At 69.4% G+C, this 13,694-nt stretch carries 12 protein-coding genes; all 12 read right to left on the reverse strand.

Going from position 1 to position 13,694, the window contains the following annotated elements; genetic code table 11:
- Positions 1–226: 226 nt before the first annotated feature.
- Complete coding sequence (secF, locus tag HBK84_RS07145; protein ID WP_167318539.1) at positions 227–1,261, reverse strand: protein translocase subunit SecF; 1,035 nt, start codon at positions 1,259–1,261, stop codon at positions 227–229.
- Positions 1,258–3,171 (reverse strand): protein translocase subunit SecD, encoded by a 1,914-nt coding sequence (gene secD, locus HBK84_RS07150; RefSeq protein WP_186317129.1) that lies wholly within the window; start codon positions 3,169–3,171, stop codon positions 1,258–1,260. Before secD ends, secF begins: the two co-directional genes overlap by 4 nt.
- 97 nt (positions 3,172–3,268) lie before the next feature.
- Positions 3,269–3,841, reverse strand: a complete 573-nt coding sequence (gene yajC / locus HBK84_RS07155) for a preprotein translocase subunit YajC (RefSeq protein ID WP_240918836.1) — start codon at positions 3,839–3,841, stop codon at positions 3,269–3,271.
- Positions 3,842–3,945: 104 nt separating this feature from the next.
- Complete coding sequence (gene ruvB, locus HBK84_RS07160; RefSeq protein WP_064845904.1) at positions 3,946–5,046, reverse strand: Holliday junction branch migration DNA helicase RuvB; 1,101 nt, start codon at positions 5,044–5,046, stop codon at positions 3,946–3,948.
- A 2-nt stretch (positions 5,047–5,048) separates the two neighbouring features.
- Positions 5,049–5,690, reverse strand: coding sequence for a Holliday junction branch migration protein RuvA (gene ruvA / locus HBK84_RS07165; RefSeq protein WP_064845905.1), 642 nt, complete (start codon positions 5,688–5,690; stop codon positions 5,049–5,051).
- Positions 5,691–5,875: 185 nt separating this feature from the next.
- The gene (gene ruvC / locus HBK84_RS07170) at positions 5,876–6,601 is read right to left on the reverse strand and encodes a crossover junction endodeoxyribonuclease RuvC (protein WP_240918839.1); all 726 of its coding nucleotides are present in this window, start codon (positions 6,599–6,601) and stop codon (positions 5,876–5,878) included.
- A gap of 4 nt (positions 6,602–6,605) precedes the next feature.
- Positions 6,606–7,367: a YebC/PmpR family DNA-binding transcriptional regulator gene (locus HBK84_RS07175; RefSeq protein ID WP_167318540.1), complete on the reverse strand. Its 762-nt coding sequence runs from the start codon at positions 7,365–7,367 to the stop codon at positions 6,606–6,608.
- Positions 7,368–7,453: 86 nt separating this feature from the next.
- Positions 7,454–8,185 carry a type 1 glutamine amidotransferase gene (locus tag HBK84_RS07180; protein WP_167318541.1) on the reverse strand — a complete coding sequence of 244 codons (732 nt, stop codon included), beginning with the start codon at positions 8,183–8,185 and terminating at the stop codon, positions 7,454–7,456.
- Between the two features lie 9 nt (positions 8,186–8,194).
- The gene (locus tag HBK84_RS07185; RefSeq protein ID WP_167318542.1) at positions 8,195–9,508 is read right to left on the reverse strand and encodes a Mur ligase family protein; all 1,314 of its coding nucleotides are present in this window, start codon (positions 9,506–9,508) and stop codon (positions 8,195–8,197) included.
- 52 nt (positions 9,509–9,560) lie between these two features.
- A complete protein-coding gene (locus HBK84_RS07190) occupies positions 9,561–10,136 on the reverse strand; it encodes an HIT domain-containing protein (RefSeq protein ID WP_085105996.1) in 576 nt (191 codons plus the stop codon).
- Positions 10,133–12,256 carry a threonine--tRNA ligase gene (thrS, locus tag HBK84_RS07195; RefSeq protein ID WP_167318543.1) on the reverse strand — a complete coding sequence of 708 codons (2,124 nt, stop codon included), beginning with the start codon at positions 12,254–12,256 and terminating at the stop codon, positions 10,133–10,135. The genes HBK84_RS07190 and thrS overlap by 4 nt, the downstream gene beginning before the upstream one ends.
- 321 nt (positions 12,257–12,577) lie before the next feature.
- Positions 12,578–13,459: a DUF2382 domain-containing protein gene (locus HBK84_RS07200; RefSeq protein ID WP_167318544.1), complete on the reverse strand. Its 882-nt coding sequence runs from the start codon at positions 13,457–13,459 to the stop codon at positions 12,578–12,580.
- Positions 13,460–13,694: the final 235 nt, after the last annotated feature.

The raw sequence follows: 13,694 nt of genomic DNA on the forward strand, positions 1-13,694 counted from the left end.
AGGCCGGACATGAGCCCCCGCGGGCTGATGTCCCAGTCTAAGCCCGCGCCGACACGCCGCGGACAACGGTGCGGATGTGCCGCGGACACGGTACGGACGCGCCGCGGACGCAGTGCTCACGTGCTGCGGACGCGGTCCTGAGCGACGTCGCCGCCCGCACCGTTCGGTCACAGCGCTCGTGGCCGGTCACGCCATGCGCGACCGGCCACGAGTGCGAGGTGTCGCGTCAGACCTCGACGGGATCCGCGCTCACCGGAGGGGCCTCGCCCGTGCGGTGCTCGAGCACCCGGCGGGTCTGCTCCCGCACGCCGGCTTCGCGGTCGCGCAACCACGAGTACAGGGGCGCGGCCACGAACAGCGTGGCGAGAGTGCCCACGATGATGCCCACGAACAGCGACAGCGAGAGGTCCTTCAACGTTCCGGCCCCGAGCAGGTACGCACCGATGAACAGGATGGACCCCACGGGGAGGATGCCCACCACGGACGTGTTGATCGAGCGCACGAGGGTCTGGTTCACGGCCAGGTTGACCTGTTCCCCGAACGTGCGTTTCCTGCGTTCCTCCGGGGCGCTGCCGCCCACGAGCCCCGCGGTGTTCTCACGCACCTTGTCGAAGACCACCACGGAGTCGTAGAGCGAGTAGGACAGCACCGTGAGGAAGCCGATCACCGCGGAGGGGGTGATCTCGAAGCCCACCAGGGAGTACACACCCGCGGTGATGACGATCGTGAAGAGCATGGCCGCGATCGCGGCCACGGACATCTTCCACGTGCGGAAGTACAGCGCCATGAGTGCGAGCGCGAGCACCACGAAGATCACGAGCCCCCACAGGGCCTGTCGGGTGACACCCTGGCCCCACGTGGGTCCCACGAAGTTGGAGGTCACCTGGTCCTCGCCCACGCCGTAGGCGTCCTGCAACTTGTTCTTCAGGGTCAGGGTCTGGTCGTCGTCGAGCTGCTGGGTCTGCACCCGGACGGTGCCCGGGGCGATGTTCGTCACGGTCGCCTCGTGGGCACCGGGGGTCTCGGCGACCGCCCGCTCGCCCAGGGAGACGTCCGTGGTGGACACGTCCGAGACCGTGAACTCGGAGCCGCCCGTGAAGTCGATCCCCAGGTTGAACCCGCCCTTGATCACGGGGATCAGCACGGAGATCACTACGAGGGCCAGGCTCACGGCGAGCCACGGTCCCCGCTTCTGGACGAAGGGGTAGGACTTGCGCCCGCTGTGCAGGTCATTGCCGAAACGCGCGAGTCGGTTGCTCATCGCTGGGTCTCCTCGGAATCGGGACGGGCGGTGGCCGCGGTGGAGCCGACGGACGCGTTCCCGTGGGTTCCGGCGGTGGACGACGGCGCTGCGCTCGCCTGCTGTGCCGCGCGGCGTCGTCGTTCGGCGATCGTGAGACCGTCACCGTCCTCGGGGCTGCGCAGCCGGCCGGCGCCGCGGTAGAGCGGGACGGCGTCGAGCGCTTCGGGGTCCAGACCGGAGTGCCGCGCGCCGTTGCCGAAGTAGCGCGTGCGTGCGAGCAACACCATGATCGGGTGAGTGAACAGGAACACGACCAGCAGGTCCGCGATCGCGGTGAGACCGAGCGTGAACGCGAAGCCGCGCACATTGCCCACGGCCACGAAGTAGAGCACCACGGCGGCCAACAGGTTCACGGCCTTGGACGCGAGCACCGTCTGGCGCGCGCGTTGCCAGCCGTGGTCCACGGCGGCCGGGATCGTACGCCCGGCGCGGATCTCGTCACGGATGCGTTCGAAGTACACGATGAACGAGTCCGCGGTCTGACCGATCGCCACCACGAGACCCGCGACGCCGGCCAGGGACAGCCGGTAGTTCGCGCCCCACCCCAGTAGGGTGATGGCCAGGTAGGTCACGACACCGGCCACGACGAGTGAGGCGATGGTCACGAGACCCAACCAGCGGTACTGGAACAGCGAGTAGATGCACACGAGCGCCAGACCGATCAGCCCCGCGATGATGCCCATCCGCAACTGGTTACTGCCCAGGGTTGCGGAGATCTGCTGCTCGGAGTCGATCGAGAAGGACACCGGCAACGCACCGTATTTCAACTGCTCGGACAGGAACTTGGCCTCGTCCTCGGTGAAGTTGCCGGTGATCTGCGCACGACCGTCCGTGATCACGGCGTTCATGGTCGGCGCGGAGACCACGGAACCGTCCAGCACGATCGCGAACCGGTTGCGTGCACCGTTCTGTCCACCCTGGCCGAGTCCGTAGAGCCGTTCGGAAAGTTCCTTGAAGGTCTGCGTGCCCTCGTCATTGAACTGCAGGTTCACGGCGAACCCGCCCGTCGCGTGGCCCTGGGAGTTGGTCGCTTGTGCGTAGGACGCCGTGGCGATGTCCGTGCCGGGGATCTCGACGGGGCCCAGGATGAACTTGGCGTTGCTCAGCGGATCGCACGCCACGATCGCCTTGTCCTGCGGCTGGGAGGCGCGCTCCTCCTGGGGCCGCGGCGCGCTGCAGTCGAGCGCCTCGTACCTGGCGAAGAGATCCCGCGTGACCCACTTGGGGTCGGACGAGTTCTCGGGCTCACCCTCCGGTTGGGGGATCGACTTGGGGTCGGTGCGCTGGTTCTCCGGGGTGGCCGCGCCGGCGCCTGAGACGATCACGGGACGGAACGCCATCTGCGCGGAGGTCTGGATCAGCTCACGCGTTTCGGACGAGGGCACACCGGGCATCGACACCACGATGTTGCGCCCGGACTGCGTGGTGATCTCCGCCTCGGAGACACCCGCACCGTCCACGCGCTGGCGGATGATCTCGACCGCCTGGTCGAGCTGCTCCTGGGAGATGTCCTGACCGGAGTTTTCCCCCTGCAGCGTGGGCGAGAGCACCATCTGCGTGCCACCCTCGAGATCCAGCGCCAGTTTGGGCGCCCACCCGGTGCGGTCGGTCGTCACACCGTAGACGAGCACCCCGGCGAGGATCGCGATCACCGCTGCAAGGGCCACCAGCGCCTTGCGCGCCGCCGACGCCCCCGCCCCGGAGCGGGGGCGCCGCTTCGCGGTACCCGTCCCGTTCCGACCGGACGTGCCGTTCGCCGCTGCGGTCCCGTTCCCGGGGGTCCCCTCCGACGTGCTGGAGGCCTTGGTGCGCCGCCAACGGGACCCGCCACGCGATCCCGGGGTCTGCGCCTTCTTCTCTGCTGCCATTGGTGTCCTTCAACGTGTCCTCGACCGGGGCCGCGGCCCGGTCGACACATGAGAAACGGGCCGAGGTCCTCGGCCCGTGTCCCGGTGGGGGGGGGAATCAGGTAGTGGGGTTATCGCGATCGTCGCGGTCGCGGGCGTCGCGCCAGGTCCGGTGTGAGGCATCCGGGGCCGCCGCGCCCGGTGTGGTGCCGGGCTGGGTGGTGCCGCGCTGGGTAGTGCCCTGCTCGCCGGCGGCCGTGGAACCGTCCACGGGGTCGACCGGGTCCACGCTCTGCGCCGAACCGGCCGCCTCGGGGGTACCGGCCTGCACGGAGTCCGCCTCGACCACGCCGGGGGCGGCGGTGGCCGCGGACTCGGCGGGCAGCTCGTCCACCACGGTGGTCACGGTCTGGGAGTGCACCGTGACGAGCTGGCCCGGGGAGACCTCCAGGACTGCCTCGTTGTTCTCCCGGTCCATGTCCCGCAGGGTGCCGTAGAGACCGAAGCTCGTCATCACGCGCGTACCCGGCTCCATGGTGGCCTGCTTGGCCTTCATCTGGGCCTGGGCCTTCTTCTGTCGGCGCATGGGCAGCCACAGCAGCAGGACCATGACCACGAGCATCACGGGCAGGAACCATGCGGTTCCGGCGCCGCCACCGGCAGCGTCCTGGGTCTGAGCGAGGATGGTCACGAAGGATCCGTTCTGTCGAGGTGCACGTACAGCGCGACCGGGCACGACTGCGCAGGGGTGCGAAGGTCCCGGCCGATCCTCCCCAGCTTAGGGGATGGATCTGGTCACGTGCTGGACGGATCCTCCGAGTCCGGTTCGGTGGCGAGCGCGGTTTTCAGCGCCGGGTCCTTGAACGCAGCGTGCTCCGGGACGTCGAGTCCCAGGTGCTCCCACGCCGCGGCCATGGCGATCCGCCCGCGCGGGGTGCGACCGAGCAGGCCCTCGCGGACCAGGAATGGTTCCGCGACGGTCTCGACCGTCTCGGTCTCCTCCCCCACGGCGATCGCCAGGGTGGACAACCCCACAGGGCCGCCGTTGAACTTGTTCACCAGGGCCGAGAGCACGTTGCGGTCCAAGCGGTCCAGACCCCGGGCGTCCACCTCGTACATGTCGAGTGCGGATCCGGCGGCCCGCGCGTCGATGCGCTCCACGCCGTGCACGAGCGCCCAGTCCCGCACGCGCCGCAGCAGTCGGTTGGCGATACGAGGGGTGCCGCGTGAGCGCGATGCGACCTCCGTGAACGCCTCGCTCGTCATGGTGAGGTCGAGCAGCCCTGCCGAACGGCGCAGCACGAGCTCGAGTTCCTCGACGGAGTAGAACTCCAGGTGACCCGTGAAGCCGAACCGGTCGCGCAGTGGCCCGGGCAGCAGCCCCGCGCGGGTGGTGGCACCCACGAGCGTGAACGGGGGCAGGTCCAGTGGGATGGACGTGGCACCGGCGCCCTTGCCCACCACGATGTCCACGCGGAAGTCCTCCATGGCCATGTACAGCATTTCCTCCGCGGGCCGGGACATCCGGTGGATCTCGTCCAGGAACAGCACCTCCCCGTGGGTCAGGGAGGACAGGATGGCCGCGAGGTCACCGGCGTGCTGGATCGCGGGACCGGACGAGATCCGCAGGGGGACATCCAGCTCCTGCGCGATGATCATGGCCAGGGTCGTCTTGCCGAGGCCCGGGGGCCCGGACAGCAGCACGTGGTCCGCGGTGCGCCCGCGCAGCTTGGATGCCTCGAGCACGAGGGACAGCTGTGCCCGCACCCGTTTCTGCCCCACGAAGTCGTGCAGGGTCCCCGGACGCAGGGACGCCTCGAGCTGCTGGTCGTCGTAGTCGCCCTCGGCGCCCACGAGACGTTGTGGGCCCACCGATCCACGTTCCTCCACGGCCATGCTCACCGCCCCCTGGTCCGCGTGTGGGACGTAGCCTTGGCGGTGCCGAGCCAGGACAGCACGGCGCGCAGGATCTCGGCCACGTTGGCGGATTCCGCCAGTTCCGGCTGGGTCTCGAGGGCGTCGTCGATCCCGCGGGCCGCGTCCTTCTCGCTCCAGCCCAGACCCGTGAGAGCGTCCACGACCTGCTCACGCCACACCTGCATGCCGGGCTGTGCGCTCTGCTGCGGCGCGGGGTCCGGCAGGACGAGCTTGTCCGCAAGTTCCAGGACGATGCGCCGCGCGGACTTCGGTCCGATCCCGGGGACGGCCGTGAAGGCCTTGTCGTCGCCGGCGGCGATCGCGCGCCGGGCGTCGTCGGGCCCGAGGACAGAGACCGCGGCGAGCGCGGTGCGCGGGCCCACCCCGGAGACCCCGAGCATGACGGAGAAGATCTCCTTCTCGTCCGCCTGGGCGAAACCGAACAGCACCGGCGCCTCGTCCTTGCGGGCGATGTACGCGGTGTGCAGGTGCGCGGTGGCACCGACCCGCAGCCCGGCGAGCGTGCGGGGGCTCGCGTTGACCTCGATGCCGAAGCCCGAGACCTCCACCACGGCGAGCGTGGCCCCCACGAAGCGCACCTCACCGGTTATCGAGGCGATCACGGTGCCCCTCCCCTCCCACGGCCGCCGGCCGAGAACATCGGTGTGTCCGAACGCGCCGCGACCTAGGGGCAGGACGTGGTGCGCCGTTCGAACACGTGTACGACTTCCTGCTCGTCACTGTACCAAGCGCCGGGGACACCCAGAACGTGTGCTCCCGCTCGTGAGGCGGGCCCGCAGCGGGAGGCTCAGGACACCCGGCCGCGCCGCCCGCGGGTACCGGTCGCTGCGCCCGGCGCGCGGGACGCGGCCGTACCGGATGCGCGGGGCGCAGTGGCACCGGGGGCTCGCGACGCGGTCTCGGCGCGTCGCCACGCCTGCTGCGCCGGAGTCAGTGCGGCACCCCGGCGGGTCTGCATCGGGCGCGAACCCGAGTGGGTGGACGTGCGCTCGGCCGCGTTGACACCGGCCATCCCACCGCGCCACCCGTGGCACACGGCCAGGGCCAGGGCGTCGGCGGCGTCCGCGGGCCGCGGCGGGGCGTCCAGGCGCAGGATGCGCACGACCATGCGGTTCACCGATTCCTTGTCCGCGGAGCCGTCCCCGGTGACCGCGGCCTTGACCTCGGACGGGGTGTGCCACGCGACCGGGATGCCCCGCGCCGCGGCCGCGGCAATCACGACGCCCGTGGCCTGGGCCGTGCCCACGACCGTGGGAGCGTTGTTCTGCGCGAACACGCGTTCCACGGCCACGACGTCCGGGCGGAAGCGGTCCATGAGTTCCTCGGCGGCCCGCATGATCGACAGCACGCGGTGTTCGAGGGCCTCGTGCGCGCGCGTCCCGCTCACCTGGACGTGCACGAACGTCCCGGTGCGCTGCGCGGACATGTCCACCACGGCGAAACCGCACCTGGTGAGACCGGGGTCCACCGCGAGCACGCGCTGTTGGGACTGCCGGGCCACCACGGGACTCACGGAATTACTCGTCGTCCTCGAGCACGGCCATGACCTCGGCCGGGATGTTGGCGTTCGAGTAGACGTTCTGCACGTCGTCGAGCTCCTCGACCGCGTCCGCGAGCTTGAGGAACTTGCGGGCGCCCTCGGCGTCCAGGTCCACCTTCATGGTGGGGCGGAACTGGGGGTCGTCGTTGTTGTAATCGAGACCGGCCTCGTCCAGGGCGGTGCGGATCGCGGGCAGGTCGGTCGCCTCGCTGACCACCTCGAAGTCGTCGGACTCGTCGAGCACTTCCTCGGCGCCGGCGTCGAGCACGGCCATCAGGACGTCGTCCTCGGTGAGACCGTCCGTCTTGGCGACCTCCACCACGCCCTTGCGCTCGAACAGGTACGCCACGGAACCGGAGTCCGCCATGGTGCCGCCGTGGCGGGTCACGGCCACGCGCACCTCGGAGGCCGCGCGGTTCTTGTTGTCCGTGAGGCACTCGATGTACAGCGCGGTGCCTTGCGGGCCGCGGGCCTCATAGAGGATCTCGGTGTAGTCGATCGTCTCGCCCGTGAGCCCGGCGCCGCGCTTGATCGCGCGGTCGATGTTGTCGTTGGGCACCGAGTTCTTCTTGGCCTTGGAGACCGCGAGTTCGAGCGCGGGGTTACCCGAGGTGTCCGCGCCGCCCATGCGGGCCGCGACCTCGATCCCCTTGATGTACTTGGCGAACGCCTTGGCGCGCTTGGCGTCAATCGCCGCCTTCTTGTGCTTGGTCGTGGCCCACTTGGAGTGACCTGACATGAATGACCTCCTCGAAAGAATGCGTCCGGCCCCTGCGGACCGGACACGGATCGACCTCCATGATAACGAGCGCGGGGCGGGGCCCGTCAGCGCGGGCGCGACGCTGCGACGTCGCGGGCGCGCTGGGCGAGCGTGTCGTCGAGTTCCCCCTCCGGCAGGGTCTCGCCGCGCAGCTCGAGTGCCGCCGCGAGCAGGAAGTCCGCGACACGCGGGTTCTTGGGCAGCAGCGACCCATGCAGGTAGCTGCCCAGCACGTTCGCGGTGCGCGCACCCTCCGTGGCGTCCTGCCCGTTGTTGCCGGCCCCCGAGACGACACTCGCGAGAGGTTGTTGCCCGGCGCCCAGGTGGGTGAGCCCCGAGTGGTTCTCGTAGCCGACGATCGTGCCCAGGTCCGCGGACTCGGTCACGATGTTGCCGATCAGCCGTTCCGGACCGGCCACCGTCTCGAGGTCGAAGATCCCGATCCCGGACAGTGTCTCCCCGGCCCCCGTGCGGAAACTGTGCCCGAAGAGCTGGTAGAGCCCGCAGATCGCGAGCATGGGCACGCCTCGGGCCGCGGCCTCGTGCAGTCGCGGTGCCACCACGGCGAGGTCGTCGGCCACGCGGAACTGTCCCGAGTCCTGTCCTCCGCCGCCCACGAAGAGGTCGGCGTTCTCGGGCCACGGGTCGCCGGGGTTGTAGTCCACGATCTCGGTCTCGAGGCCGTGGCGTTCGGCGCGGCGCTTGAGCGTGAGTGTGTTGCCCCAGTCGCCGTAGATGTTCATGTCCCGGGGGTAGAGCTGCACGATGCGCAGCGCCCCGGCGGTGTCGTGTGCCACGGTGTCCTCCTAGATGGCCGCCACGTGCGTCATGTCGCCCAGGATCCTGCGCAGGGAGAGCATGGCCGTGTACGTGCAGAAGATTCTCATGGGGCGTTCCCCCGAGTCCGCAATGAACCGGCGTAACGCGTCCTCGAGGTCCGGTTCCACCGCGGCCACGCGCACGAGGTCGTAGTCCAGGCGCAGCGCCATGTCCCACGCGCGCACGCCCGAGACCATGTCCACGCCGCCGTCGCGCAGCGCGTCGAAGTCCACGTCCCACAGCCACGAGACGTCCCGGCCGTCCGCGTACTGGTCGTTGATCGCGATCATCGTGGCGTAGTCCTGCGCGGAGGCCGAGGCCAGGGAGAGCCGGAAGCCCGCGGGGTTCTTCACGAGCAGCAACTGCAGGGGCTTGTCCTGGACCGTGATGGTCTCCCCGCGACCGAACGCCGGGGTGACCTTCCCCAGTTCGGCCACGAGGGAGGGGACGTCCGCCGCGTCGCCAAGCACCTGCAGGCTCGTGGCGAGGGCGGCCGCGGCGTTGTACTGGTTGTAGACGCCGTACAGGTCCACCGTGGCGTCGTGCTTGCGCCCGCGCACGTCGAGTTCCACGCTGCGCGCGTTCACGGCCTCGAGCACGACGTGGGCGTCGGGCCGACGCGCGGACGGCACGTCCGAGTCCTGGGCGCCGGGGTCCACCTGTCGTAGCCCGTCACGCATGTCGTCGTCGGACGGGAACATGGGGCGCAGTGCGTCCGAGAGCCCGAACCAGCTCACGGCGGTGCCCTCGGTCACGTCCTGGGCGAGGCTCGCGATCCGAGGGTCCTCGCGGTTGAGCACGACCGTGCCCGTGGTGGCGCGCGCGACCTGGCTCAGCATCCGGCGCGTGGTGTCGATCTCCCCGAACCGGTCGAGCTGGTCCCGCATCACATTGAGCAACAGCGAGATCCGGGGCCGGACCTGCTTCACGAAGTGCACCGCGTGAGCCTCGTCCAGCTCGAGCACCGCGACGTCCGCCACGAGCCGACCGAACGCGTCCATCTCCGCGAGCAGGGACGCCGCGACACCGCGCACGAAGTTGGAGCCCGTGCGATTGGTGAACACGCGCAGTCCTTGTGAACGCAACAACTGGACGGTCATCTTGGTCGTGGTGGTCTTGCCGTTGGTGCCGCTGATCACCACCACGCCGAGTGGCAGCTTGGCGAGCTCCTCCGCGACGAACCCGGGGTGCAGTTTCTCCATGACCAGGCCGGGGAAGGCGGAGCCACCGCCGCGCAGGCTCGACGCCCAGCGCACCCCCTGGCCGAGGACACGTACGAGTGGTCTGGACATGGTCTCCATCCTAGTGAGCGAGCGGATTCGCCCGGCGGGGCGGTCCGGGGCCCGCGGGGGGTCAGTCCCGGGGCCACGCGCGGGCGATGTCCTCGCGCGTGGCCGCCAGGGTCTGGATGAGGGGTTTGGTGTGGGCGACGACGGGCATGAAGTTCGCGTCTCCCGTCCAGCGCGGGACCACGTGTTGGTGCAGGTGCTCGGACAGCGAACCGCCGGCAGCCTGGCCCAGGTTGAGTCCCACATTGAACGCCGCGGGGCTGGCGACGTCCCGGATCACGAGGACCACGGTGCGGGTCAGCGTGTTGAGCTCCCACAGTTCGTCGTCCGTGAGCTCCGTGAGCTCCGCCACGTGGCGGTACGGGCACACGAGCACGTGGCCCGGGTTGTACGGGAAGAGGTTGAGCACCGCGAAGCAGTGCTTCCCGCGGTGGACGATCAGCGCGTCCTCGTCCGAGCGGCCCGGCGCGGTGCAGAACGGGCAGCCCGGAGGCTGCTCCACGGACGTCTCCTCCCCGCGCACGTACGCCAACCGGTGCGGGGTCCACAGCCGTTGGAAACCGTCCGGGTCGCCGGGCAGTTCGAACTCGTCCCGGCTCACGCCCTCCCCGTCCGACGCCGCGGCGTCCGGGGCGCTCACGACTGTCCCGACGTCGCGTCACCCGCCGCGGTGTCGGCCGCGACGGCGCCGTTCCCGGCCGCCGGGGTGTCCTGCGCGGGCGCCGTGGGGTCCGCGTTCTGACGCCGATCGATGTGGCCCGTGATCAGTTCCACCGCGTCCTGCTGGGACACTCCGTTGTACTGCGAGCCATCGCGGAAGCGGAACGAGACGGTGCCGGCCTCGGCGTCGTCGCCCCCGGCGATCACGACGAACGGGATCTTGTCCTTGGAGGCCGTGCGGATCTTCTTGGGGAACCGGTCCGAGGACGTGTCCACCTCCACACGTACGCCGCGTTCGCGCAAGGCCTGAGCGAACTCGTCGAGGTAGTCGTCGAAGGCGTCCGCCACGGGGATCGCCCGGACCTGGGTGGGCGATAGCCACACCGGGAACGCCCCCGCGTAGTGCTCGGTGAGCACGCCCATGAACCGCTCCACGGACCCGAACAGGGCCCGGTGGATCATCACGGGCCGGCGCCGGGTGCCGTCCGACGCCTGGTACTCGAGGTCGAAGCGCTCGGGGAGGTTGAAGTCGAGCTGGATCGTGGACATCTGCCACGTGCGCCCGATCGCGTCCCGCGCCTGCACGGAGATCTTCGGACCGTAGAACGCCGCTCCCCCGGGATCCGGTACGAGCTGGAGCCCCGAGTCCTGGGCGACCTCCTGCAGGGTGCGGGTGGCCTCGTCCCAGATCTCGTCCGAACCCACGAATTTCTCCGGGTCCTTGGTGGACAGTTCCAGGTAGAAGTCGTCCAGACCGTAGTCCTTGAGCAGGGACAGCACGAAGTTCAGGGTGCTCGTGAGCTCGCCCTTCATCTGCTCACGCGTGCAGTAGATGTGGGCGTCGTCCTGCGTCATCCCACGCACACGCGTCAGACCGTGGATCACACCGGACTTCTCGTAGCGGTAGACCGCACCGAACTCGAACAACCGCAGCGGCAGTTCCCGGTAGGAACGGCCCCGGGAGCGGTAGATCAGGTTGTGCATGGGGCAGTTCATGGGCTTGAGGTAGTAGTCCTGGCCCGGTTTGGTCAGCTCACCCGTGGCCGGATCGCGCTCCTCGTCCACGTGCATGGGAGGGAACATCCCGTCCCGGTACCAGTCCAGGTGACCCGAGACCTCGTAGAGATGACCCTTGGTGATGTGGGGCGTGTAGACGAACTCGTACCCGGCCTGGGCATGGCGCTCGCGGGAGTAGTCCTCCATCTCCTTGCGGATGATCCCGCCCTTGGGGTGGAACACCGGCAGCCCGGAGCCCAGTTCGTCCGGGAAGGAGAACAGGTCCAGCTCCACACCCAGCTTGCGGTGGTCGCGGCGCTCGGCCTCTGCCAATCGTTCCTTGTACTCGCGCAGTTCGTCCTTGGTGGGCCATGCCGTGCCGTAGATCCGCTGCAGCTGCTTGTTCTTCTCGCTCCCGCGCCAGTACGCGGCGGCCGAACGCATCAGCGCGTAGCCGTTGCCGATGTGCTTGGTGTCCGGCAGGTGCGGGCCGCGGCACAGGTCCCGCCACACCACGTCCCCGCTCTTACGGTCCAGGTTGTCGTAGATCGTGAGGTCACCGGCGGCCACCTCCACCGAGGCACCCTCCGCGGACTCGTCCATGGCACCGGAGCCGGGACCGCCGGCCAGGTCGATGAGTTCGAGCTTGTACGGCTCGTCCGCCATCTCCGCCCGGGCATCGTCCTCGCTCACGCTGCGCCGGCGGAAGATCTGGTTCTTGTTCACGATCTTGAGCATCGACTTCTCGAGCTTCTTCAGATCGTCCGGGGTGAACGGCTCCTCGACGTCGAAGTCGAAGTAGAACCCGTCCGTGATGTAGGGCCCGATCCCCAGTTTCGCGTCCGGGCGCAGCTCCTGCACGGCCTGGGCCATCACGTGGGCCGTGGAGTGGCGCAGCACCTCGAGGCCCTCGGGGTCACCGATCAGCACGCGCTCCACGGTGTCCCCGTCCCGCAGCTCGATCGCGAGGTCCTTGAGCTCACCGTTGACGTGCGCCACCACGACGTCGCGCTGCTCGCTGTACAGCTCCGCGGCCGTGGTGCCCTGGTCCACGGTGCGTGACTCGCCGTCCACCGTCAACCGCAGGGAAGGGGCATCCGTCATGGTGTTTCTCCTCGTCAGATCTTGTGTGCGCCCGCCCGTACCGGGGGCGGGCCGTCGTGCAGGACTCGCGCGCTGGACGCGCCGACGACCTCATTGATGCTACCGCCCCGGCCCCGCCGCCACGAAGACGGGCACGACCCCGCTGCGGGGCCGCGTCCGTGCGGACCGCACCTCTCCTACCGAGCCGGCCGCCTCCACGACAGCGCGGTGCGCGGACGCGGGCGTGCCCCGGCGCGGTTGTACCCGGACATGGCTGTACCCCGGGCCGGAACCCGGGGTACAACCGTCAGTGCTCACACGGCGTCAGCCGCGCGCCGCGGATCAGCGGTGGGGAGCCTCGCCGTCACGGCCGAGGTCACCACGATCGACGTCGGTCTCGACATCGACCTGTTCCTTGCGGACGTCGGCCTCGACGCGCTGGGTCTCCTGGACGGTCTGCTTGTTCAGCCCGACCTCTTCCACGGCCACGGCTTCCTTCTGGACGACGGGACGCTCCTCGTGCAGGGTCACGTCCACCTCTTCCTCACCAATGGTGCCGTTGTCCACGCGAGCGTTCGTGTCGTTGATCGGCGTGCGCTCGACGGTGACCTCTTCGCGCTCGACGGGGACGTCCACGGTCTCGTGGTCGGTCACGACGTACTTGCGCAGGCGGGCGTGGCCGGCCTCGCGCTCCTGCGTGCCCACGTTGAGGCGCTCCTCGTGGCGGACCACGGAGGCCTCGTCACCGGCGGTCGCGGCGACATCGCGGCGGTCCTGGGCCACGGCGTCGCGGTCACGATCGGCAACATCGCGGTCGGTGACGCCGCGGTCGGCGGCGGCGGTGCCGGCGACACCCGCGGTACCAGCGGCAGCGGTGGTGCGATCACGATCGGTGCCCGCGGTACGGCCGTCATCGTAGTTCAGCTCGTAGTAGCGGTACAGCTCCTCTTCCTCGGCCGGGGAGAGGTGCTGGTCGGCGTCGACCTTCGGAGCGTCCTTGATGACGTCCTTGGTGTAGGGCAGGACCACACGGTCGCCGTCCTGACGAGCGCCCTTCACAGGAACGAAGTTCTCTTTGGCGCCGAACAGACCGGTGTTGACGGTCAGGAACGTCGGCTCGCCCGAGTTGTCGTCCAGGAAGACCTGCTCGACCTTGCCGATCTTGTCACCGTCGGAACCGTAGGCCGTGCTGGACAGAATTGCATTCACGTCGAACGTGGTCATCGCATAAACTCCTCAGTAAGTCTCTGCTGCCGGCGCACGGTTTGTGCGCCGTAGGCCGCCGCACCCGCAATGGGTGTGTGGTCTGGCTTCGTAACCCATATTACGACCCACATAGTGACGCGCCACTGATTTCCTGCACGTTTCTCTCACGGGGAAACCGGCGCGCCGTTGCCGCGGGAGCGTCGCGGCATGTGATTACCAGCGGCACTAGCGTGGGGCCTGCGGGATCACGTCG

The organism is Kocuria sp. KD4, assembly GCF_011769905.1.
Lineage (GTDB): Bacteria > Actinomycetota > Actinomycetes > Actinomycetales > Micrococcaceae > Kocuria > Kocuria marina.

Excerpts from the sequence above, each read along its gene's own strand:
- secF (WP_167318539.1), bottom strand. The coding sequence starts at position 1,261 with ATGAGCAACCGACTCGCGCGTTTCGGCAATGACCTGCACAGCGGGCGC.
- secD (WP_186317129.1), bottom strand. The coding sequence starts at position 3,171 with ATGGCAGCAGAGAAGAAGGCGCAGACCCCGGGATCGCGTGGCGGGTCC.
- ruvB (WP_064845904.1), bottom strand. The coding sequence starts at position 5,046 with ATGGCCGTGGAGGAACGTGGATCGGTGGGCCCACAACGTCTCGTGGGC.
- HBK84_RS07175 (WP_167318540.1), bottom strand. The coding sequence starts at position 7,367 with ATGTCAGGTCACTCCAAGTGGGCCACGACCAAGCACAAGAAGGCGGCG.
- HBK84_RS07185 (WP_167318542.1), bottom strand. The coding sequence starts at position 9,508 with ATGGAGACCATGTCCAGACCACTCGTACGTGTCCTCGGCCAGGGGGTG.
- thrS (WP_167318543.1), bottom strand. The coding sequence starts at position 12,256 with ATGACGGATGCCCCTTCCCTGCGGTTGACGGTGGACGGCGAGTCACGC.
- HBK84_RS07200 (WP_167318544.1), bottom strand. The coding sequence starts at position 13,459 with ATGACCACGTTCGACGTGAATGCAATTCTGTCCAGCACGGCCTACGGT.